Here is a 21284-nt window from a genome sequence, read left to right as displayed (position 1 = left end):
GGCCGGGGGCGTTGGTCAGAGGCGGCCGGTCAGGGTGTAGCCGGCCTCCTCGACGGCGGCCTGGACGGCCGCGTCGTCCAGCTCGCCGGTGCTCGTCACGGCCACCCGGCCACTGGGAGCGTCGGCGTCCACGGACGTCACCACAGGCAGCCGCGAGATCTCCTCGCTGACCGCCGCGGCGCAGTGCCCGCAGGTCATCCCGGTGACGCTGTAAGTGGTCACGATGCTGGTGACGGACATGGCGACGCCTCCTCGCGATGCTTTCGTCCGAACGGTTCCCAATACCCACCGAACCCTACGCCCATACCCTCCCCCCGTAGGGTTCTCCGCCGCGTCACACGGACCACAAGGAAAACGGCAAGCACCACCCCACCACCCCACCCCACCACCCCCCCCACCCCCCCACCGCGGCCCAAACCTCGACTCAGGTTTAGCGTGGCGGGTGAATGAGTCCATGGACTCATTCACCCGCCACACATCGAGCCGCCCGGCCTGACCGGAGGCCGGTTTGGTCAGAGGGAGCGTTGGTAGGCGCGGAAGGCCTGGGTGGCCAGGGCGGCGGCGGTCAGGGCGGCGGCGGTCAGGGCGGCCACCCGCCAGCCGGCCAGCGCCCAGTTCGGGTCGGCGGCGATGGTCTCGCGCGCCGCCGAGACGGCCCAGTCCAGTGGGTTCGCGAGCGCGATCGGCCGGATCCAGCCGGGCAGCAGGTCGCGGGACATCATCGCTGTCGAGAGGAAGGTCAGCGGCAGCGCGAGGAAGTTGGTCGCCGCGACCAGTGACTCCTCACGGCGGACGAGCAGCGCCAGCGCCATGGACAGCGCGGCGACCACGGTGCCGAGCGCGATCGCGACCAGGACCAGCACGAGCAGTCCGACGGCACCGCCCCCGTAGTCGGTTCCCAGTGCCCAGCCGAGCAGCAGGATGATCATCGTCTGGACGGTCGTCAGCAGGGCCTGGTAGGCAAGACAGCCACCGATGATCGCCCAGCGGCTGGCCGGGGCGGCGAGGATCCGGTCCATGACCCCGCGCTCCATGTCCGTGATGAAGCCCATCCCGGCCCAGCCGGCGCTGAAGAACGCCGACATCATCACAACGCCCGGTGTCAGGTAGTCGAAGTAGGAGCCGTCGCCGAATCCGGGTATGTCCGCGACTCCGCGGAACAGCGACCCGAAGAGCGGCAGCCACACCACGGCCTGGACCAGGCTGATCGACAGGTAGGCCGGCTGGCGCAGCAGCGCGCGCACGTTGCGCACGAAGAACGCGGCGAGCTGCCCGCGCCCGGACACGCGGGCCGGCCTGGCGCTCCCCGCCGCCGGTCCCGGCAGCACGGAGCTGCTCATCGGACGTCCCCCTGCCCGGTGCCCGAACCGTGCTCGCCTGCCGTGCCCGGCTGGCCTGCCGTGCCCAGTGTGCGTGGGGTGTCCGGTGTAGGCGGGGTGTCCGGAGGGTTCGCGGCGGCGTCCGGATCCCCGGAACGGGCTTCGGGCCGCATGCGGCGCCCCACGTGGCGCAGGTAGACGTCGTCCAGGGAGGGCCTGGCGATCGTCGCCGACGCCACCGCCAGCCCGGCGCCGTCCAGCGCCGCGATGACCGCCGGCAGGGTCGCGGCGCCGCCGGACACCCGGCTGCGTACCTGTCGGCCCTCGACGGCCACGTCCAGCACTCCGGGGACGGCGGCGAGGAGCTCACGAATCCGGGCCGCCTGCTCGGCGCCCTCGTGCGTCCGGTCGCCCTCCGGGTGGGCGGCGAGCTCGAGGTTCACCGAGTCACCGCGCAGCTCGCTGCGCAACGTGTCGGGACTGCCCTCGACGACCACGCGCCCACCCTCGACGATCGCGACCCTGGCGGCGAGGCGGTCGGCCTCCTCGAGGTAATGCGTGGTCAGCAGGATGGTCAGCCCGTCGGCGGTGAGGTCGGCGATCTCCCGCCACATGGCCGACCGGGCCTGTGGATCCAGGCCCGTCGTCGGTTCGTCGAGGAACAGGACGGACGGACGGTGGACGAGGCCGACGGCGACGTCCAGCCGGCGCAGCATCCCCCCGGAGTAGGTGCGGGCGAGCCGGTCGGCAGCGGCGCCGAGGTCGAAACGGTCGAGGAGCTCGTCGACCCGGCGGGTCAGTCGGGGGCCGCCCAGCCCGTAAAGGCGGCCCTGTAGCCAGAGGTTCTCCCGGCCGGTGGCGTCCAGATCCGTGCCGGATTTCTGGGTGACCAGGCCGATCGACCGGCGTACCAGGCCGGGATCGCGGCGGACGTCGTAGCCGGCGACGCTGGCCGTGCCCGAGTCCGCGCGGGACAGCGTGCTCAGGATTTTGACGGTGGTCGACTTGCCGGCCCCGTTCGGCCCGAGCAGGCCGAACACTGTTCCCGCCGGAACCGTGAAGCCGATGCCGGCCAGGGCCGGGACGGGCCGGGCGCCGCGTCCCCGGCCGGGGTACGACTTGTGCAGGTCGGCGACAGTTATCGCCGCGGTCGGGTCGGGCGGGCTCGCGGCCCCCCGGGGCGTCGCGCCCGCCGCGGGTGCGGCGGACGCCTTGGACGGTGCTGCCATGGGATTTCCCTGGTGGTGATGCCGCCCGCTCGGGCGGTGCAGGCCCAGGCCGCACCGGGTGATCCCGGCGCGGCCGCTGTCAGGGCGCACGCCGACCGCGTCCGGCCCGTGTCCGGGGCCGGACGCCGTGGCGGCGCCGTCCGGGGCGAGCGGAGCCGGCCTTGCCGCGTACCAGGGACGGTTATCGTCGACCTGGGAAGGTGTCCGGTACGCGCGGTGGAAACACCGCGAGGTCGGGCGCTCGCCGGGCGGGTCCCCGGCGCCGGTGTTGCCGCACCGGTGCGGGGGACCCGTCGTCGTCACGTCGTCATCGCGGCCCCCCGCCGGTGGTGCCGTCGCCGCCGCCCTCGATCGCCGCGGGCCCGCCGGAGAGCGTCTCCATCTCGGCGAGCAGCGCCGGTGTCAGCTCGCCCCACCGGCCTCCGGCGATCTTCTCCTTCACCGCGGTGACCAGCGCGTGCATCTCCTCCGGCCGGGCGGTGTCGGCGTGGAAGACGTCCCAGAGCTCGATGCCGTCCAGCTCGCGGGTGGCGATCGAGGTGATGAGGGCGTCCACGAAGCGCAGCTCGGCGTCCCGCAGGGCGTCGACGTACTCGCCCTCCAGGCGGAAGATCCGGGGCAGGTTCTCGACCGTGGCCAGCCGCGCGGTGGCCTTCGCCGCCTCGGACTCCTCGAGCAGCCGCTGCCGACGCTCGCTCAGCATGCGGACGGCGTCGTCCGGTGGCAGCACGGGGAGCAGTGAGAGGGCGGCCTCGAAGCGGGTGTACTCCTTCACCGGCGTGCTGACGAGCTCCGCCATCCAGTCGTCGAGCTCCACCCGCCCGGCGTCGGTGATCGCGTAGATCGTCCGCTCCGGGCGGCGGCCCTCGCGCACGGTCCGGGTCGCGACGATGCAGCCGGCGCGTTCCAGGCTCTCGACGACCGTGTAGAGCGAGCCGAAGTTGAGCTTGATGCTGTCGGCCTTGCGCCGCTCACGCAGCGTCGTCGAGATCTCGTAAGGATGCATCGGGCGCTCGTTCAGCAGCGCCAGGACGGCCAGGGCGAGCGGATTCGACATCCTGCGCCGTGCCATGAGTTCTCCGTCCTCCGCCCGTGGCTCGCGTGCCGCCGGTGCCCCTGCCGCCCGTGCCTGGGCTGCTGGCCCGCGTCCCGTGTTTCTGTGCTGCTTGGTACCGATTACTCGCCGCCGAGTATCAGGGTTCGGATGGCTGAAGGTCAACCGCCGTTCCTGGGATAGCGGGGAGTCGGGCCGGTGGCCCGTGTGGGGAAGGTCGCCTAGGACAACCGCGCCTATCGATCATCGGTGCGGGCGGAGGCACCCCGGGCCCGGTTCCGGCATCATCAGGACATCCACCGGGCCCGCAAGGTCCGCCGGGCGCCCGTCGAGTTCGCGGCGGGGCATACCATCGTCACTGGCGGCCAAGCAAGACCCGGGTAGATGAAGGATTAGGGTCTGGTTCGTCCCCGGCGCGCAGGTGCCGGGTCGGGACGAAAGTTGGTAACCGGAGCCGCCGCCGGTGGGCGGCCGGGGCAGACCCCCGTCCGCCGGCGGCCTCGGTCGGTGCCGACCGCTCCGGCCCCGCTCCCGCTCCCGCTCTCGGTGCCGGATCCGCGGCAGCACCCGCGCCGGGCGCGGGCTCGCGGCGAGACCTGCGAGGATCGGGGGCATGGTGGTTCCGTCTACCGCACCCGCATCCGATGATCTCTTCCGGCGGGCCCAGCGGGTCGTCCCCGGCGGGGTGAACTCGCCGGTGCGTGCCTTCCGCGCCGTCGGGGGCACTCCCCGCTTCATGACCTCCGGGTCCGGCCCGCGGCTCGTCGACGCCGACGGCCGCACCTACGTGGACCTTGTGTGCTCCTGGGGTCCGATGATCCTGGGCCACGCCCATCCCGACGTGGTCCAGGCGATCACGGCGGCCGCGGCCCGGGGCACCAGCTTCGGTACGCCCACCCCCGGCGAGGTGGAGCTCGCGGAGCTCATCGTCGAGCGGGTGGCCCCGGTCGAACAGGTGCGCCTGGTGAACTCCGGCACCGAGGCGACGATGAGCGCGATCCGGCTGGCCCGGGGGTTCACCGGACGTCCCACGATCGTCAAGTTCGCGGGCTGCTACCACGGGCACGTCGACGCGCTGCTCGCGGCGGCCGGCTCCGGGGTGGCGACCCTCGGCCTGCCCGACACCCCGGGCGTCACCGGCGCGGCGACCGCCGACACGATCGTCCTGCCCTACAACGATCTCGCCCTGGTCGAGGCGACCTTCGCCGAGCGCGGCGACACGATCGCGGCGGTCATCACCGAGTCCGTCGCGGCGAACATGGGGGTCGTCCCGCCGCTGCCCGGTTTCAACGCCGGCCTGCGGCGCCTGTGCGACGCCCACGGCGCCCTGCTGGTGTTCGACGAGGTGATGACGGGGTTCCGCGTCTCCCGCACCGGCTGGTGGGGCCTGGAGGGCGCCGTGGAGGGCTGGGTGCCCGACCTGTTCACCTTCGGCAAGGTGATGGGCGGCGGCCTGCCGGCCGCGGCCTTCGGTGGCCGGGCGGACGTGATGGCCCGACTGGCCCCCGCCGGCCCCGTCTACCAGGCCGGGACGCTCTCCGGGAACCCGCTCGCGGTGGCCGCCGGGCTCGCCACGCTGCGCGCCTGCACCGACGAGGTCTACGCGACGGTCGACGCGCGCGCCGCCGACGTCGCCGGCATCGTCTCCACCGCCCTGAACGAGCAGGGCGTCCCGCACCTGCTCAACAGCGCTGGGTCGCTGTTCAGCGTGTTCTTCACCGACGCGACGACGGTCATCGACTACGCCGGCGCGAAGCGGCAGGCGAGCGAGCGCTATGCCGCCTTCTTCCACACCATGCTCGACGCGGGGGTCTACCTTCCGCCGTCGGCCTTCGAGGCGTGGTTCGTCTCGGCGGCGCACGACGACGAGGCGGTCGAACGGATAGCCGCGGCGGCACCGGCGGCCGCCCGGGCCGCGGCGGCGGTGGCGGTGGGCGCGGCGGTCGCGGTCGGCGGGGGGGCCGTGTGAGCGGGCCGGAGGTCACGACCGTGCACCTCGTCCGGCACGGCGAGGTGTTCAACCCGAGCAAGGTGCTCTACGGCCGGCTGCCCGGCTACCGGCTCTCCGAGACCGGCGAGCGGCAGGCCAAGATCACCGCCGAGTACCTGGCCGGCTTCGATGTCGCCGCGGTGGTGGCGAGCCCGCTGGACCGGGCGCAGCAGACGGCCACCCCGATCGCGGCGGCGCACGGCGTGCCGCTGCAGGTCGACCCGCGGCTGATCGAAAGCCGCAACGCGTTCGAGGGCAGGACCTTCGAGGCGGGCCCCGCGGTGTTCCGCTATCCGGCGATGTGGAAGCTGCTGCGTAACCCGCTGACGCCGTCCTGGGGCGAGCCGTACACGGAGATCGCCGGGCGCATGCTCGGCAGCGTCGCCGAGTGGCGGGACGCCCATCGGGGCCGGCACGTTGTCCTGGTCAGCCACCAGCTTCCGGTGTGGATCGCCCGGCGCGCGCTGGAGGAGCAGCACCTGTGGCACCGCCCGGACCGGCGGCAGTGCGCGCTGGCGAGCGTCACCTCGGCCGTCTACGTGGCCGGGGAGCTCCTCCGGGTGGAGTACAGCGAGCCCAACGGGCCCACCGCCAACGCGCCCGGCTCCGTGGGCGCGTGAGGGCCGGCCCCCACCGCGTCGGATGATCCATCCAGCCCTGCGCCTCCTGCGGTGCCCCGTCTGCGCGGCGCCCCTGGCCGACCCGGAGGGTGCCGTGCGGTGCGCCGCGGGGCACTCCTTCGACGTCGAACGGTCCGGCTACCTGAACCTGCGTACGGGCCGGGCCCGCCGGGTGTCCGGGGACACCGCCGAGATGGTCCAGGCCCGGGTCGACTTCCTCGGGGGTGGCCACTACGCGCCGCTCACCGCCCGCCTGGTCCAACTTGCCGCGGCCCGAACGGGGGGCGGGCGGACACCGGCCGATGCTCCGCCAGCCGATCACCCGGCGGTCAGTGATCCGGCGGCCGGTGCTCCCGAGCTCGTGCTGGAGATCGGCGCCGGCACCGCCCACCACCTCGCGGCCGTCGTGGACGCGGGGCCGCGGCGGCTCGGGATCGCCGTCGACGTGTCGAAGTACGCGCTGCGCCGCGCGGCACGGGTCCATCCGCGAATCGGTGCCGTGGCCTTCGACGTGGCCGACCGCTGGCCGCTGCCCGACGCGTCCGTCGACGTCCTGCTGGACGTCTTCGCGCCGCGCAACCTCGCGGAGATGCGCCGGCTGCTGCGGCCGGGGGGCACGCTGCTTCTGGTCACACCCGGAGAGGGGCACCTCGCGGAGCTGCGGGAGCCACTCGGGCTCGTCGGCGTCCAGCCGGGCAAGCGGGCACGGCTGGCGGACGAGCTTTCCGGCCGGTTCGCCCAGCTCTCCTGGGAAACGTTGACCCGTACCCTCCAGCTCGGCGTGGACGAGGTCGTCGACGTGGCTCTCATGGGCCCCACCGGGCATCACACGGGCGCGCCCGAGCTGCGCCGGCGCCTGGCCGCGGTGTGGCCCCCCGGCCGGGCCGCGATGGACGTCACCGCCTCCTTCGTCATCGACCGCGCGCAGGCGCCCGAGGCCTGACCTGTGGCGGGCCGGCGTTGCCGGAACCGGCGTTGCCGGCACAGCCGGCCCGGTGTGCGGTCCCGGTGTGCCGGCCGGGCTGGAGCGCCTGGATCGCGTCAGTGCCACGGGGCCGAGTCGAAGGTCCTGGGACGGACGTCCGGGGCCTGTGCGGCCAAGCCCTGACGCGTGCGGCTCACGGGGCACCTACTCTGGAGGGCGTAGTTCTACGGTTGGTCGTAGAAGGTCGGCGATGCCGAAAGGAGCGGGCTCATCCTGGGCTGGGAGCGGGACACTGGGCGGAGACGCCGCGTGATGGCCGTGGTCGCCGCCGTGCTGCTGGTCGGCGGCGGGCTCGCGGCCTGCTCGGCGAACGCGAGCAAGGTCGACGCCACGGGTGGCGGGGGCTATGGATTCGTTCAACAGGCACCCGGGCAGGACTTCGTGCCCGCCGCGGACCGCCGTGAACCGCCGGGGATGTCCGGCGCGACGCTCGACGGGAGCCAGCTCGACCTCGCCTCGCTGCGAGGCAAGCCCGTCGTGGTGAACTTCTGGGCCTCTTGGTGTGCCCCGTGCCGGGCGGAGACCCCCGGTCTCGTCACACTCGCCGGCAGGAATCCGGACGTCGCCTTCGTCGGGGTGAACGAGAAGGACAACGCCTCCAGCGCGAAGGCGTTCACCCGCGACTTCAAGGTCGGGTACCCGAGCATCGTCGACCGGCTCGGCACGCTCGCCGCCGGTTGGCCGGTCGCCCCGGGCCTGCCGTCGACGTTCGTCCTCGACGCGGACGGCCGCATCGCCGCGCGCTTCACCGGTGGCGTGCTGCCGGCGGAGCTGACCACCGTGCTCGAGCGGCTCCGGACGGAGGTCTAGTTCCGGATGGGTGTCGTGGACGTCGTCACGGACGGCCCGCTGCTACTGGCGGCGCCCGTCGCGGCCGCGGCGGGGCTGCTGTCCTTCCTGTCGCCGTGCGTGCTGCCGCTGGTCCCCGGCTACCTGTCCTTCATCACCGGGTTGTCCGGCGAGGATCTCCAGCGCCGTCCGGCGCAGACAGCCTCCGCCGGCTCCGCGGCGTTCGCCGCGACCGCGGAGCCGGGCGAGCCCGCCGCCGCGCCGATGGCTGCCGCCGGAGCGCCCGCGGCTGTCGGAGCGCCCGCCGCCGCAGGCGTGTCAGGCATGTCAGGCGCGGCCGACGTGGGTGGCCCCGGGCGGGGGTCCGGTGCGTTGCCGGCCGTCGGCGTACCGCCGTCCGGCGGTGCTGCGGCGGCCGCCGGCGGGCAGCCGTCCGCGCTGGTCCGGCGGCTGGGGGAGCTGCGCAGGGTCGGCCGGGTGACCGCTGGAACCGGGCTGTTCGTGCTCGGTTTCAGCGTCGTGTTCGTGACGTACGGGGTGGCGTTCGGCGGCCTCGGCCAGTGGCTGAACCTGCACCAGGTCGGGCTCAGCCAGGTGCTCGGTGTGGTCACGATCGTGATGGGGCTCGGCTTCGCCGGAGTGTTCTCCCAGATGTCCTGGGCCAACCGGGAGTGGCGCTTCCACCGCATGCCCAATCCCGGGCTGCTCGGCGCCCCCGCGCTGGGCCTGCTGTTCGGTCTCGGCTGGACGCCGTGCATCGGCCCGACCCTGGCCGCCGTGCTGGGGCTCGCCGCGCAGAGCGCGACGGCCGGGCGCGGCGCGTTCCTCTCCGCCATGTACTGCCTGGGGCTAGGGCTGCCCTTCCTGGCTGTCGGCCTGGCCTTCCGCCGGGCCGCCGGTGCCCTGCGGGTGGTTCGCCGCCACGCCCGACTCCTCGCGCTGACCGGCGGCGCCCTGCTGGTGACGGTGGGCGTTCTGCAGCTCACCGGAGCCTGGGCCGACCTTGTCGCCGAGCTGCGCCCCTACGCGCCCGGATTCTCGGAGACGCCCCTGTGAGCACACGTCCCACCGCGCCGTCAGGACATGTCGACGGGCTGCGCCCGGACGATCCGACGGTCCTCGAGGCCCCGGAGGCGTTCGACCCACCGGCTCCGCGAGCGTCGTCGCGGCGCCCGCCCGCGGCCCGCGGGCCGGCGGGGAGCGCCCCGGAGACGGGCCCGGACGAGGCGCCGAAGGCGGATTCGGAGTCGGGAGCCGGAACCGTCTCGGGAACGGGCCCGGGAGACGTCCCGGAAGCGGGACAGGAAACCGGCGCTGACGCGCGGCCGGCCGGCGCCGCGAGTGCCGCTGGTTCCGCGGACGCAGCCGGTGCCGCTGGTTCCGCTGGTTTCGCGGGTGCAGCCGGTGCAGCCGGCGCAGGGCCGCGCGCCGCCTGGCTCGCGCTGCTGGTCCGGTCCTGGCGGCAGCTCACCAGCATGCGCACCGCGCTGGTGCTGCTCTTCCTGCTCGCGCTGGCCGCGGTGCCCGGCTCGCTCATCCCCCAGCGCAACCTCAACCCGATGAAGGTCGAGGAGTACTTCGCCGAGCACCCCACGCTCGCCCCCTGGCTCGACCGGTTCTCCGTCTTCAACGTCTTCGGCGCGCCCTGGTTCGCCGCGATCTACCTCCTGCTGTTCATCTCGCTGATCGGCTGTCTCTGGTCGCGGGTGCACTGGCACGCGCGGGCGTTGTTCACCGCCCCGCCGAAGGCGCCGGCCCGGCCGGGCCGGCTGCCCGGCGGCAGCACCTGGACGAGCCCGCTCGACGCCCCGGACGCCGTCGACCTGGCCCGTGGGGCGCTCCGCGGGCGGCGGTTCCGGGTGGCCGTCGCGCCTGGTGACGCCCGCCGTCCCGACGGCTCGCCGGACCACTCGGTCGCCGCGGAGAAGGGCTACCTGCGCGAGAGCGGCAACCTGGTGTTCCACCTGGCGCTCGTCGCGCTCCTCGCCGGGATGGGGCTGGGCTCGTGGTTCGGCTACCAGGGCACCGTCCTGGTCGTCACCGGCAACGGGTTCGCGAACACCCTGATCTCCTACGACCAGTACAGCGGCGGCGAGCTGGTGGACGCGGCCGGCCTGCCGCCGTTCTCGCTCACCCTCGACCAGTTCTCCGCCTCGTACCAGGACAACGGCCAGCCCGCGGACTTCCGGGCCGACGTCTCGTACCAGTCGGACATCGGCTCGCCCGTGCGCACCGACACGATCCGGGTCAACCACCCGCTGCGGATCGGCAGCGCGAAGATCTACCTGATCGGTCACGGCTACGCGCCGCACTTCGTCCTGCGTGACCCCGCCGGCGCGGTCGTCTGGGAGTCCTATGTGCCCTGCACGCCCCGGGACGGCATGTTCACCTCGACCTGCACGGTCAAGATCCCCGACACCGGCCTGCCGCCGGTGGGGGAGCGCCAGGAGCCGCAGCAGCTCGCGTTCAGCGGGGTGTTCACCCCGACCACCGTGCTGGACCCGGGGCACGGATACGTCTCCACCTTTCCGGCGGCGCGGGCGCCCGGGCTCACGCTCACCGGGTTCGTCGGGAACCTGCACCTCAACGAGGGCATCCCGCAGAACGTCTACGCCGTCGACACCCGGGACATGACCCAGTTCCCGATGACCGGGCCGGCCGGGGAGAAGCGGATCGCCCAGGTCGTCGCCCTGAACAACCCCGGGCAGCGGACGCTGACCGGCCTGCCGGGCGGCCTCTCGCTCGAGGTGGACGGCGTGCACGAGTTCGCCACGTTCCAGACCAAGTCGGACCCCTACAAGGGACTGGTGCTGGGCGCGTCCGTCGTCATCATTCTCGGCCTCGTCGCGAGCCTGCGGGTGCGGCGCCGCCGGGTGTGGGTGCGGGCGACCCCGCTGGACGGTGGCGGCAGCACGGTGGAGGTCGGCGGCCTCTCCAGATCGGACGCGCAGGGCTTCGCCGCCGAGCTGGCCGCCCTCAGCGAGGAGATCCGGCTCGACACCACCGAGGCCGAGGCCACCGCGGCCGACACCGCCGCGGACGGGGCCGCCGCGGACGGGGAGAAGCCGGCCGCTGCCATGCCGGCCGACCCGGTCACGAGCACGACCATCAGCGCCACCAGCGAACGGGAGCCTTGATGCCGGTCAACGAAGGCATGGCCAATCTGTCCGACCTGCTGTTCGGGACGTCGGTCGCCGTCTACGCGGCGGGGATGCTCGGATACGCGGCCGAGTTCGCGTTCAGCCGGCTCGGCACGCCGTCCGGGAAGGCCGCCACCGCGGACGGTGACGGGCAGCTGGAGACCGCCGGCGAGGCCGGTGCGCAGGCCGAGAAGCAGGAGATCCTGGTCGGCGCCGCGACCTCCGCCACCGGCACCGCCGAGGCCGCCGGGGGCAGCATCGAGGCCGCCGGGAAGCCGGGCAGGCCCGGGAAGGCGACGCGGGCAGGGGCGGGCACCGCGGGCCTGGCGGACGCGGCCGGAGGGGCCGCGGGCTCGGACGTCGCGGCGGGCGGTGGCGATGCCGCCGGATCCGGGTTCGCGCCCTGGATCGGCCGGATCGCGGTGGTTCTGACGATCGTCGGCTGGGTGGCGCACGTCGGTTCGGCGGTCACCCGGGCGATCGCGGCGAGCCGGGTTCCCTGGGGCAACATGTACGAGTTCTCGTCCATGATCTGCCTGATCGCGGTGACGACGTTCCTGGCCCTGATGACCCGCCAGCAGATCCGGTGGCTCGGGGTCTTCGTGATGGTCCCGGTCGTGCTCTCCATGGGCTTCGCCGGCACGGTCCTCTACGTCGCGGCGGGGCCGCTCGTCCCAGCGCTCAACTCGTACTGGCTGCGGATCCACGTCGCCGGGGCGATCGTCGCCAGCGGTGTCTTCCTGGTGTCCGCTGTGACGACGGTCCTGTTCCTGCTGAAGGACCGTTGGGAGAACCGGCTGGCCGAGGTGGCCTCCGGCCGCGCCGAGGCGTCGCGAGCCATGCGCAGCCGGGGCGGGATCGTGATGCGCCTGCCGTCCTCGGCCACCCTCGACACGATCACCTACCGCGCGATCGCGTTCGCCTTCCCGATCTGGACGTTCGCCATCATCGCCGGGGCGATCTGGGCCGAGGCGGCCTGGGGCCGCTACTGGGGCTGGGACCCGAAGGAGACCTGGTCCTTCATCACCTGGGTGATCTACGCGGCGTACCTGCACGCCCGCGCGACAGCCGGGTGGCGGGGACGGCGCGCGGCGGCGGTCTCGCTGCTGGCCTTCAGCGCGCTGTTCGTCGACTACTACCTGGTGAACCTGGTGATCAGCGGCCTGCACTCGTACGCCGGGGTCTGAGGCACCGGCAACGGGTGGAACTGACCCCTGGGCTGCCGGCCGTGGGGCCGGCAGTCGGGGGTCAGCCGCGGGCGGGCGGCTCGGGCTCGCCGCCGCGGATGCGGTTGGCGAGCTCCCGCAGGAACTCGGGATCGTCGTCCGGGCCGACGGGACGGACGGCCTGGCGGCGCATCCCTGTCCGGGAGACCCCGGAGCGGGTGCGGCCGCCGGCGGCACGCTCGGTTCCCCATGGCCCACGGCCGCCGAACGCCGGGTGGTCCGAGGCCGCACGGCGCTCGTAGCCGTCGTAGCCGTGGGCGACGCGTGGCCGCCCGAACAGGAACCAGCAGACCGAGCCGAGGAAGAAGAAGACGATCAGCACGATCAGCCAGATCGGTTTGGGCACGACCTTGACCGCGTCCGCTGGAGTGCCGATCACGTCTATGACCGAAAACACCCAGACACCTATGATCAGGAATGTCAGCGCGAGACCCAGCACCGGCCGACCGCTCCTCTCACTCGCTGTGAGCGGCGCGCCGCCGCGCACCTGCCCGTGGACATCGCCGATCGGCGTGCCCCTGTCGAAGACGCACCGGCACCTCGCGGTCACCGGCGCTGGACTGTCCGCCCCCGGCCTCCCGGACCCGCTCTGTCGGATCCACGGCTTCCAGGATGAACGTCTCGTGTGTCCCTAGTGTGCCTCCCGGGTGGACGCCATGTCCCAGCGGTCCGCGAAGGCGCTGTTCACCGGTCGCGAATGTGACGCGCCAGACGCTTGGAGCGCCCTGGGACAGGGTACGACCAGCAGCCCTTCGCCGGCGCTGCAAAGATGGACGCCATGGCCTGGGCCGATCTCCGCGCGTTCCTCGCTCACCTCGACCGGAGCGGGGACCTTCGCCGGGTGCGGGTTCCCGTCGACACCCGCCTGGAGGTGACCGAGATCGTCACCCGGGTCGTCCGCGAACGCGGCCCGGCACTGCTCTTCGACAAGCCCCTCGGCTCCGACATGCCGCTGGCGATCAACGTGTTCGGCACCGAGGCACGGATGGCCGCGGCGCTCGGCGTCGACCGCCTCGACGACGTCGGCACGCGCATCGGCGAGATGCTGCGCCCCGAGCTGCCAGTCGGCTTCGGCGGCCTGCGTGACGCGCTCGGCAAGGCCGCGCAGCTCACCGCCCTGCCGCCGCGCAAGGTCCGCACCGCTCCCTGCCAGGACGTCGTCCTCAAGGGCTCGGACGTCGACCTGAACCTGCTGCCCGGCGTGCACGCCTGGCCGCGTGACGGCGGGCCGTTCCTCAACCTGGGGCTGACCCACACGAAGCATCCCGAGACCGGGGCGCGCAACCTCGGCATGTACCGGCTGCAGCAGCACGACGCCCGCACCGTCGGCATGCACTGGCAGATCCACAAGGACTCCAACGCCCACCACGCCGTCGCCGAGCGGCGCGGCGAGCGGCTGCCGGTCGCGATCGCGTTCGGCTGCGACCCCGCTGTCACCTACGCGGCGTCCGCCCCGCTGCCCGCCGAGATCGACGAGTACCTGTTCGCCGGCTTCCTGCGCCGCGAGCGCGTCGAGATGGTCGACTGCCTGACCGTCCCGCTCCAGGTGCCGGCGAACTCCCAGGTCGTGCTCGAGGGCTGGCTCGAGCCCGGCGAACGGCTGCCCGAAGGGCCCTTCGGAGACCACACCGGCTTCTACACGCCGATCGAGCCGTTCCCCGCGCTGCACGTCGACGTGATGACCATGCAGCGCGACCCGGTCTTCCAGAGCATCGTGGTCGGACGTCCACCGCAGGAGGACGGGCCGATGGGCAAGGCGACCGAGCGCATCTTTCTGCCGCTGATCCGGATGATGATCCCCGAGATCGTCGACTACGACCTGCCCGAGGCCGGGGTCTTCCACAACTGCGCGATCGTCTCGATCGAGAAGCGGTTCCCCAAGCACGCCCAGAAGGTGATGAACGCGGTCTGGGGCGCGGGCCTGCTCTCGCTGTCGAAGCTGATCATCGTCGTCGACGCCGACTGTGACGTCCACGACTACCACGAGGTCGCCTGGCGGGCGTTCGGCAATGTGGACTACGCGCACGACCTGCTCACCACGGTGGGCCCGGTCGACCACCTCGACCACGCCTCCTACGAGCAGTTCTACGGCGGCAAGGTCGGGGTCGACGCGACCCGCAAGCTGCCCACCGAGGGATACCGGCGCGACGGCGGATGGCCCGAGGAGATCGTCATGGATGAGGCCGTCCGGGACAGGGTGACGCGTCGGTGGAAGGAGTACGGCCTGTGAGCGACGCCGCCTTCGCCCCAGGCATGCCCGGGCGGGCCTCCGGCGGGCCGACGCACGGCCCGGTGCGCGCGTTCCTGCGGCTCGTCGTCATCGAGCACTCCGTCTTCGCACTGCCGTTCGCCTACGTGGCGGCGCTCGCGGCCTGCTTCGCGGTCTCGCGGTCGGTGCACTGGCGCGACCTGGCCCTCGTCACGGTCGCGATGGTGGCGGCCCGCACGTTCGCGATGGCCACGAACCGGATCATCGACCGGGCCATCGACGCCCGCAACCCGCGTACCGCCGGTCGCGAGCTCGTCACCGGAGTGGTGTCCGTCCGCACGGCGGTTGTCGGCTCGATCGTCGCGCTCGCGGTGTTCCTCGGCTCGGCCGCGGCTCTGTCCTGGCTGTGCCTGGCACTGGCCCCGGTCGCGGTGGCCCCGCTCTTCGTCTACTCCTACGCGAAGCGGTTCACCGACTTCCCGCAGGCGATCCTCGCGATCGCCCAGGCCGTGGCCCCGGTCGGCGCCTGGATCGCCATCACCGGCCGGTGGTCGTGGTCGGCCGTCCTGCTCGGGCTCGCCGTCGGCACCTGGATCGGCGGCTTCGACCTGATCTACTCCTGCCTGGACGCCGAGGTCGACCGGCGGATCGGGGTGCGCTCCGTTCCGGCGCGGTTCGGCGTCCGGGCCGCGCTCGCGGCCTCGGTCGTCACCCACGTCGTGACCTTCGCGCTGTTCGTCGTGTTCGGCCTGCTGGAGGACTTCGGTGCCTGGTGGTGGGCCGGCCTGGTGCTGACCGCGGCGGCCTTCTGCTACGAACACGCGATCGTCTCGCCGACCGATCTCTCCCGGATGAACCGCGCGTTCCTCACGGCCAACGGCTTCGTGGGGATCGGCCTGTTCGCCTTCGCGCTGGCCGACCTGGTCAGCCGCGGTCTGTCCGGCTGATCCACGGGATGTCCCGATCCGCCGCCGGCGCACCCGGCGGCCCGCCCGCGACGGGGGGCGATCCGCGGCGGCCCTGGGTCGTCGGGGTCAGCGGCGCGAGCGGAACGCCCTACGCCGCCGCCGTCCTGCGCGGTCTGCTGGCCGCCGATCTGCCCGTCGACATCGTGGTCTCCCGCGCGGCCCGGCTCACCCTGCTCGACGAGACCGGCATCGGCTGGCGGGACGGCGCCTGGCGCGACCCGCTGGCGAGCTGGCTCCGCACCCGGCTCGACGGCCGGCCCCGCGCCGACGCGGCCGAGGTGGCCGCCCGCGTCGACCGCCTGGTGGACGTCCACCCGCCCGACGACATGGGTGCGCGCCCGAGCAGTGGCTCCTACCCGACCCAAGGGATGATCGTTGTCCCGGCGAGCACCGCCTCGGTCGCCGGCATCGCCCTCGGCCTGTCCAAGGACCTGCTCCAGCGCGCGGCGGACGTCACCCTCAAGGAGGGCCGGCGCCTGGTCGTGGTGCCCCGGGAGATGCCCTACACCCGGGCCACGCTGCGGCACATGCTCGACCTGGACGCCGCCGGTGCCGTCGTGGCCGCGGCCAGTCCCGGCTTCTACGCCGGCGCCCGCGCCGCGGAGGACCTGGTGGACTTCGTCGCCGGCCGGGTTCTCGATGCCGCCGGCGTTCCCAACACCCTGTTCCGCCGGTGGACGGGCGAGCTCGGCGCCGCCCGCACCGCCCCGGCGCGTACAACAGACCTGGGGGACGGGCCGCGGCGCGCCCCGACCAGCGGATAAGGGACGGGCGGGAACGTCATGGCGAGAAAGAAAGCCGGACAGGCACGTGGCCGGAACCCGGCGTCCGCGGGGCCCGCGAAGCCTGCGCGGCCCGGGGCACCCATGGGCCCCGGGGCAGCGGCGGGTTCCGGGAGCCAGCGGCGGCCGCGCCGTGAGCCCGAGGTCGCCCCGGATCTGCGCGTCCAGCTCCCGTACTTCCTGATCCGGCTTGCCGTGCTCGTGATCCTCACCGTGGTCCTCATCGCGGTCGGGGTGGCCCCGCTGCTCGGCGTCCTCATCGGCTTCGCGGCGGCCGGGCTCCTCACCTGGCCGCTGGGCCGCATGCAGCGGCGGGCCGCGCAACGGTCCGCCGAGCGGGCCAGGGCCGAAGACTCCACCGGGAACCCGCCCGCTTCCCGAGGGTGACTGTGCATGGTTCGGGCAGCGACCGCGATCGGGCCTGCGGCGGGGATCACGGCACCGCTGGCGGACCGGGACGTCATGGATTGTCGGTCCGCGGAGCTACGCTGGATCGCATGGATGCCGGGCTCAAGCGCGAGATCGAAGCCAAAGTCCACGACGGTGCCCGGCTCAGCCGGGCCGACGGTGAGGCCCTCTACGCGAGCGACGACCTCGCCTGGCTGGGCGGTCTCGCGCACGAGGTGCGTACCCGAAAGAACGGCGACCAGACCTTCTTCAACGTGAACCGGCACCTCAACCTGACGAACGTCTGCTCGGCCTCGTGCGCCTACTGCTCGTTCCAACGCAAGCCCGGCGAGTCGGACGCCTACACCATGCGCATCGAGGAGGCCGTCCGGCTGGCGAAGGATATGGAGCCGGCCGGGATCACCGAGCTGCACATCGTCAACGGCCTGCACCCGACGTTGCCGTGGCGTTACTATCCGCGGTCGCTGCGCGAGCTGGGGAAGGCGCTGCCCGGCGTCGCGCTCAAGGCGTTCACCGCCACCGAGATCCACTGGTTCGAGAAGATCAGCGGCCTCTCCGCGGACGAGATCCTGGACGAGCTCATCGACGCGGGCCTGGAGTCGTTGACGGGCGGCGGCGCGGAGATCTTCGACTGGGAGGTCCGGCAGAAGATCGTCGGCCACGAGACCCACTGGGAGGACTGGTCGCGGATCCACCGTCTCGCGCACTCCAAGGGCCTGCGCACGCCGTGCACGATGCTGTACGGCCATGTCGAGGAGCCGCGGCACCGGGTCGACCACGTGCTGCGCCTGCGTGAGCTGCAGGATGAGACAGGCGGTTTCGCGGTGTTCATCCCGCTGCGCTTCCAGCACGACTCGGTCGGCGATCCCCGCAACCGCCTGATGAACCAGCCGATGGCGACCGGTGCGGAGGCTCTCAAGACGTTCGCGGTGTCGCGGCTGCTGTTCGACAACGTCGATCACGTCAAGTGCTTCTGGGTGATGCACGGGCTGACCACCGCCCAGCTGTCCCTGAACTTCGGCGTCGACGACCTCGACGGCTCGGTCGTCGAGTACAAGATCACTCACGACGCGGACGGCTTCGGAACGCCGAACACGATGACCCGGGAGGATCTTCTATCCGTGATCCGTGACGCGGGCTTCCGGCCGGTCGAGCGGGACACCCGCTACCGGGTCGTGCGCAGGTACGACGGTCCGGACACCACCCGGCGGGACAACCCCGTCTCGATCGACGCCTGACCCGGCGATGGCGCTCGAGGAGAACCCGGCCCGGTCGGGCGGCGGATCGCGGCCCGACAGCCCGGTCGTGGCCGGCGGGCCGGCGGCGCCCGGCCCGCCGGATCACGCGGGCGGGCCGGCGGGCCCGCCGCCCGGGGGCGCTCGCCCGGTCCGCCCGGTCCGCCCGGAGGGCGCGCCTGGGATGGGCTCCATCTTCGTGCTCGCGTTCCTGGTGATCCTGGTACCGGGGCTGGTCGCCTACAGCCTGCTGCGGTGGTGCGGCCTGGCGATCGGCCCGGCCGGCCTGCTCGGGCTGCTTGTGATCATCGTCGGGCTGGGGTTCTTTCCATCGGTCCTGCAACGGCTCGGTTGGGTGCGCCGCCGTCGGGGGCGTCCCGCCAGAAACCGGAGAGCATGATGTCCGCTGACGACGTGTCGCCGTCCGCTGGCGGCCACCCCATCGGCACGGGTGGCGCGGGTCGCGGGCGGGCCGGAGCCGCGCCGGGTGAGGGCGGGCTCATGGGGCTCAACCTCCGGTACTTCGCGCTGCGCGCGGCGATGTTCGGCGCCGTCCTCGGGGTGCTGTTCCTGGCCGGCGTGGGCGGCGTGCTGGGGTTCGCGCTCGCGGCCGTGATCAGCGGCCTGCTCAGCTACCCGCTGGCGCTGCGCCAGCGCCGGGCCGTCCTGGACAATGTCGCGGCGCGGCGCGGCGGCCGACCCTGGTGACGGCCCCGGGCGGCCTGGCTGACCACCGACCTGGTGGCGGGCCGGAGCGCCCGGAAGCGGCGGAGCGGCCGGAAGTGGCGGAGCGGCCGGGTCGGCCCAGGGTCGGCCACATCCAGTTTCTCAACTGTCTGCCGCTCTACTGGGGCCTGGTCCACTCCGGTGCGCTGCTCGACCTGGAGCTGACCAAGGACACCCCGGACCGCCTGAGCGACGCACTGGTCGCCGGTGACCTCGACATCGGCCCGATCAGCCTCGTCGAGTATCTCCGGCACGCCGGGGATCTCGCCGTCCTCCCGGATCTGGCCGTGGGCTCCGACGGGCCGGTCCTGTCGGTCGTCGCCACCAGCGCGCTCCCGCTCAGCGAGGTCCGCACCGTCGCGCTGGGCTCGACGTCCCGGACGAGTGTGCTGCTCGCGCGCATGCTGTTCGAGCAGCGGTGGGGGCTACGCCCGCAGTACGTGACCATGCCGCCTGACATCCCGCTGATGCTGCGTGAGGCCGACCTGGCCGTCACGATCGGCGATGTGGCGCTGCGGGCGACCTACGACGCGGAGCGGGCGGGCCCGGGCCATCCGCTGCGGGTGTTCGACCTCGCTCGCGAGTGGCGGGAGTGGACCGGCCTGCCGATGGTGTTCGCCCTCTGGGCAGCCCGGCGCTCGTTCGCCGCGGCCCATCCCGGCGTGGTCAAGGAGGTTCACGAGGCCTTCCGGTCGAGTCTCGACGCGGCCCTGCTCGAAGTGGACGAGGTCGCCCGGCGCGCGGCACGGTTCGAGGTGTTCGACCCCGCGACGCTGGCCCGCTACTTCACGACGCTCGACTTCCGGCTGGGTGCCCGCCAGCAGGCCGGAATCCTGGAGTTCGCCCGCCGCGCGGCGGCCCGTGGCGACGTGCCACCGCTCGGCGAGATCGTTTTTGCGTCGGTGTGACGCCGACTCTCGCCGCGCCCGCCGCGTCTAGTCATCCGCGCCGGGCGCGGCGGGCACGAATGCCCGAGTGGTGCGCCGGTGCCGGGAAGCGACCCGGATATCCCGGTCGGCGGCGGACCTAATGATCGCCGGCTTGCCGGGCCGCCCCGGTGACCTACTCGCAACGCCGCAATGGTGACGTATTAGACAGGCGGCCGGAATGCCTGGGAGATACCCACCGGGGGTGTGGCCCGCTGCGCACTGGCCGTCGCGAAACGTGCGATCCGGCTTTTGACGAGAGCGATGAGCCGAGGCGGTGTCGCCCGGCCACCCGGCGCAATCAGCATCTCGTCCAGGTTCGGTTGTTGCGCGGCTGCGGCGCCGCTCACGCCTGTCGCGGAAAGTGACGGTACTCCGTCGCTCTGCTGGTGGTTCCAGGTCGAGCGCGGGGCGGCCGCGCCACCCGAAGGTGCGATGCCGGCGCCGCGCCCCCGGCCCTCCATGTACCCAGCGTGATCGGCGGTGGATTCGAGCGGGTGGTCGACCCCGTCCTGGCTGTCCGCCGCGCCGGTACGGGCCGCGTGGGTGCCGGCCCGCAGATCCGAACCGGCGGAGCGCGTCGCCACCAGCCCCTGCTCCGCTCGGCGGCCGTCGAGCCCGGCCCGCCCCGCCGCGGGCTCGGACTCCTCGGCGTGCCGGGCGGCCGCGTCGATGAGGCTGTTGACGGCGAGTGTCCACGCACGCAGGCCCTCGTGGCCGGTCAGCTCGGTGAACACCGCGGCCTCCAGGCAGCAGGTGCTGGCCTTCGCGAGCTCGTCCATGTCGAGCAGGGAGATGGCCAGCAGCCCGGCCAGGTGGCCCGCGATCATGAAGAGGCGGAACTGCTGGTGCGGCAGCATCGGGGTGCGCAGGAGCTGGTCGACGAAGGCCTGCTGGTCGAGGACCTGGGCGGTGAGGTCGGCCGGGTCCAGCAGGTCGGCCGCCGCGATGAGGTCGGCGGCGAGCCGGTCGAGATAGTCGAGCTCGCGGTCTGAGCGCCGGTGGTCGAGGAGGTCACCGATCCGCCGGCGGGACTCGATCTCCGCGTCGGGCTGGCGGCGGTGCCGCTCGGTGCGCTCGGCGATGGCGGCCTCGCGCAGGTCGACGAGCGCGCCCCCGGCCTCCAGGGCCGCGTCGACCGCGGCGAGGACCGGCCGCGCCGGTATGCCCCGGCTGGGCTGTTCCAGCTGGCCGATGTACTGGCGGCTGTATCCGGTCCGCCCGGCCAGTTCGTCGCGGGACAGGCCGCGCTCACACCGGCGCCGCCGGATCTCCGTCGGGAGGATGTCCTCCGCGGTACTCGAACCCTGCCGGCCTCGGCTCCGTTGCCGCATCTGCGCCGATCCTTCCGCTGGCCGCCTGCTCACCGTTATGGGACGCGGCGGCACCTTCCCGCCTGGACGCGTGGTGCGGTCAGCCGACCGCGTTCACGCACCATACGGATCTGGTGCCTGCCGTCGTGTGCCTGGTGGGTTTCCAAGGGTGTGGCCCGTTCGGGTCACGGATACGAGACATCACCTTGTGTGATCAGAATACTCCGCCTGGCGCAGGTGACGACTAGGGGCCAAAGGTCCTAGACACGGAGAGTCGTCGTCGACCCGTTGGTGTGTGGTAGCTGTGTGACGCCGAATCTGATCACACTCCGTGATCGTTGCCTTGGATGACGGATTGCCCGTCG

21 protein-coding genes are annotated in these 21284 nt (G+C 73.1%); 15 read left to right on the top strand and 6 right to left on the bottom strand.

Going from position 1 to position 21284, the window contains the following annotated elements:
- Positions 1-15: 15 nt before the first annotated feature.
- From E0504_RS16705 to E0504_RS16690, 4 genes are all read right to left on the bottom strand, one after another.
- Positions 16-240: a heavy-metal-associated domain-containing protein gene (locus E0504_RS16705; RefSeq protein WP_020463551.1), complete on the bottom strand. Its 225-nt coding sequence runs from the start codon at positions 238-240 to the stop codon at positions 16-18.
- 272 nt (positions 241-512) lie between these two features.
- Positions 513-1340, bottom strand: coding sequence for an ABC transporter permease (locus tag E0504_RS16700; protein ID WP_112108482.1), 828 nt, complete (start codon positions 1338-1340; stop codon positions 513-515).
- The gene (locus tag E0504_RS16695) at positions 1337-2548 is read right to left on the bottom strand and encodes an ATP-binding cassette domain-containing protein (RefSeq protein WP_112108488.1); all 1212 of its coding nucleotides are present in this window, start codon (positions 2546-2548) and stop codon (positions 1337-1339) included. The genes E0504_RS16700 and E0504_RS16695 overlap by 4 nt, the downstream gene beginning before the upstream one ends.
- Before the next feature lie 307 nt (positions 2549-2855).
- Positions 2856-3620: a PadR family transcriptional regulator gene (locus E0504_RS16690; protein WP_112108481.1), complete on the bottom strand. Its 765-nt coding sequence runs from the start codon at positions 3618-3620 to the stop codon at positions 2856-2858.
- A 595-nt stretch (positions 3621-4215) separates the two neighbouring features.
- Here E0504_RS16690 and hemL point away from each other — a divergent pair.
- The 7 genes from hemL (at position 4216) to ccsB (ending at position 12313) form a co-directional block, all read left to right on the top strand.
- Entirely contained in the window at positions 4216-5571 is a 1356-nt protein-coding gene (hemL, locus tag E0504_RS16685) for a glutamate-1-semialdehyde 2,1-aminomutase (protein WP_112108480.1), read from the top strand.
- Complete coding sequence (locus E0504_RS16680; RefSeq protein WP_112108479.1) at positions 5568-6212, top strand: histidine phosphatase family protein; 645 nt, start codon at positions 5568-5570, stop codon at positions 6210-6212. Before hemL ends, E0504_RS16680 begins: the two co-directional genes overlap by 4 nt.
- 22 nt (positions 6213-6234) lie before the next feature.
- Entirely contained in the window at positions 6235-7155 is a 921-nt protein-coding gene (locus tag E0504_RS16675; RefSeq protein ID WP_112108478.1) for a putative RNA methyltransferase, read from the top strand.
- A 294-nt stretch (positions 7156-7449) separates the two neighbouring features.
- Entirely contained in the window at positions 7450-8007 is a 558-nt protein-coding gene (locus tag E0504_RS16670; RefSeq protein WP_071066476.1) for a TlpA disulfide reductase family protein, read from the top strand.
- 6 nt (positions 8008-8013) lie between these two features.
- Positions 8014-9042 (top strand): cytochrome c biogenesis CcdA family protein, encoded by a 1029-nt coding sequence (locus tag E0504_RS16665; protein ID WP_112108477.1) that lies wholly within the window; start codon positions 8014-8016, stop codon positions 9040-9042.
- A complete protein-coding gene (locus E0504_RS16660) occupies positions 9039-11123 on the top strand; it encodes a cytochrome c biogenesis protein ResB (RefSeq protein ID WP_131625074.1) in 2085 nt (694 codons plus the stop codon). Before E0504_RS16665 ends, E0504_RS16660 begins: the two co-directional genes overlap by 4 nt.
- Positions 11123-12313 (top strand): c-type cytochrome biogenesis protein CcsB, encoded by a 1191-nt coding sequence (gene ccsB / locus E0504_RS16655; RefSeq protein WP_112108475.1) that lies wholly within the window; start codon positions 11123-11125, stop codon positions 12311-12313. The genes E0504_RS16660 and ccsB overlap by 1 nt, the downstream gene beginning before the upstream one ends.
- A 61-nt stretch (positions 12314-12374) precedes the next feature.
- Here the strand turns inward: ccsB and E0504_RS16650 are convergent, their stop codons facing one another.
- Positions 12375-12791 (bottom strand): PLD nuclease N-terminal domain-containing protein, encoded by a 417-nt coding sequence (locus E0504_RS16650; protein ID WP_112108487.1) that lies wholly within the window; start codon positions 12789-12791, stop codon positions 12375-12377.
- Positions 12792-13130: 339 nt separating this feature from the next.
- Between E0504_RS16650 and E0504_RS16645 the strand changes: the two genes are divergently transcribed.
- From E0504_RS16645 to E0504_RS16610, 8 genes are all read left to right on the top strand, one after another.
- A complete protein-coding gene (locus tag E0504_RS16645; RefSeq protein ID WP_112108485.1) occupies positions 13131-14582 on the top strand; it encodes a menaquinone biosynthesis decarboxylase in 1452 nt (483 codons plus the stop codon).
- Positions 14579-15508, top strand: coding sequence for a menaquinone biosynthesis prenyltransferase MqnP (mqnP, locus tag E0504_RS16640; RefSeq protein ID WP_200835441.1), 930 nt, complete (start codon positions 14579-14581; stop codon positions 15506-15508). Before E0504_RS16645 ends, mqnP begins: the two co-directional genes overlap by 4 nt.
- 8 nt (positions 15509-15516) lie before the next feature.
- Positions 15517-16293, top strand: a complete 777-nt coding sequence (locus tag E0504_RS16635) for a UbiX family flavin prenyltransferase (protein WP_020463537.1) — start codon at positions 15517-15519, stop codon at positions 16291-16293.
- A gap of 102 nt (positions 16294-16395) precedes the next feature.
- Positions 16396-16698, top strand: coding sequence for a hypothetical protein (locus E0504_RS16630; protein WP_235014693.1), 303 nt, complete (start codon positions 16396-16398; stop codon positions 16696-16698).
- Between the two features lie 110 nt (positions 16699-16808).
- Positions 16809-17957: an aminofutalosine synthase MqnE gene (mqnE, locus tag E0504_RS16625; RefSeq protein WP_041254931.1), complete on the top strand. Its 1149-nt coding sequence runs from the start codon at positions 16809-16811 to the stop codon at positions 17955-17957.
- A gap of 7 nt (positions 17958-17964) precedes the next feature.
- The gene (locus E0504_RS16620) at positions 17965-18354 is read left to right on the top strand and encodes a hypothetical protein (RefSeq protein ID WP_131625073.1); all 390 of its coding nucleotides are present in this window, start codon (positions 17965-17967) and stop codon (positions 18352-18354) included.
- Positions 18354-18662, top strand: a complete 309-nt coding sequence (locus E0504_RS16615; protein WP_071066468.1) for a hypothetical protein — start codon at positions 18354-18356, stop codon at positions 18660-18662. Before E0504_RS16620 ends, E0504_RS16615 begins: the two co-directional genes overlap by 1 nt.
- A 74-nt stretch (positions 18663-18736) precedes the next feature.
- Positions 18737-19588 carry a menaquinone biosynthetic enzyme MqnA/MqnD family protein gene (locus tag E0504_RS16610; RefSeq protein WP_041256667.1) on the top strand — a complete coding sequence of 284 codons (852 nt, stop codon included), beginning with the start codon at positions 18737-18739 and terminating at the stop codon, positions 19586-19588.
- A gap of 182 nt (positions 19589-19770) precedes the next feature.
- Here the strand turns inward: E0504_RS16610 and E0504_RS16605 are convergent, their stop codons facing one another.
- Complete coding sequence (locus tag E0504_RS16605) at positions 19771-20940, bottom strand: helix-turn-helix transcriptional regulator (RefSeq protein WP_112108473.1); 1170 nt, start codon at positions 20938-20940, stop codon at positions 19771-19773.
- Positions 20941-21284: the final 344 nt, after the last annotated feature.

Source organism: Parafrankia sp. BMG5.11 (assembly GCF_004337455.1).
Note: the sequence above shows the minus strand (reverse complement) of the source record. Positions and strands in the feature narration are given on the sequence as shown.

Coding starts and splice junctions, on each gene's coding strand:
- E0504_RS16705 (WP_020463551.1), bottom strand. CDS start 240: ATGTCCGTCACCAGCATCGTGACCACTTACAGCGTCACCGGGATGACC.
- E0504_RS16700 (WP_112108482.1), bottom strand. CDS start 1,340: ATGAGCAGCTCCGTGCTGCCGGGACCGGCGGCGGGGAGCGCCAGGCCG.
- E0504_RS16695 (WP_112108488.1), bottom strand. CDS start 2,548: ATGGCAGCACCGTCCAAGGCGTCCGCCGCACCCGCGGCGGGCGCGACG.
- E0504_RS16690 (WP_112108481.1), bottom strand. CDS start 3,620: ATGGCACGGCGCAGGATGTCGAATCCGCTCGCCCTGGCCGTCCTGGCG.
- hemL (WP_112108480.1), top strand. CDS start 4,216: ATGGTGGTTCCGTCTACCGCACCCGCATCCGATGATCTCTTCCGGCGG.
- E0504_RS16675 (WP_112108478.1), top strand. CDS start 6,235: ATGATCCATCCAGCCCTGCGCCTCCTGCGGTGCCCCGTCTGCGCGGCG.
- E0504_RS16670 (WP_071066476.1), top strand. CDS start 7,450: ATGGCCGTGGTCGCCGCCGTGCTGCTGGTCGGCGGCGGGCTCGCGGCC.
- E0504_RS16665 (WP_112108477.1), top strand. CDS start 8,014: ATGGGTGTCGTGGACGTCGTCACGGACGGCCCGCTGCTACTGGCGGCG.
- ccsB (WP_112108475.1), top strand. CDS start 11,123: ATGCCGGTCAACGAAGGCATGGCCAATCTGTCCGACCTGCTGTTCGGG.
- E0504_RS16645 (WP_112108485.1), top strand. CDS start 13,131: ATGGCCTGGGCCGATCTCCGCGCGTTCCTCGCTCACCTCGACCGGAGC.
- E0504_RS16635 (WP_020463537.1), top strand. CDS start 15,517: ATGTCCCGATCCGCCGCCGGCGCACCCGGCGGCCCGCCCGCGACGGGG.
- E0504_RS16630 (WP_235014693.1), top strand. CDS start 16,396: ATGGGCCCCGGGGCAGCGGCGGGTTCCGGGAGCCAGCGGCGGCCGCGC.
- mqnE (WP_041254931.1), top strand. CDS start 16,809: ATGGATGCCGGGCTCAAGCGCGAGATCGAAGCCAAAGTCCACGACGGT.
- E0504_RS16620 (WP_131625073.1), top strand. CDS start 17,965: ATGGCGCTCGAGGAGAACCCGGCCCGGTCGGGCGGCGGATCGCGGCCC.
- E0504_RS16615 (WP_071066468.1), top strand. CDS start 18,354: ATGTCCGCTGACGACGTGTCGCCGTCCGCTGGCGGCCACCCCATCGGC.
- E0504_RS16605 (WP_112108473.1), bottom strand. CDS start 20,940: ATGCGGCAACGGAGCCGAGGCCGGCAGGGTTCGAGTACCGCGGAGGAC.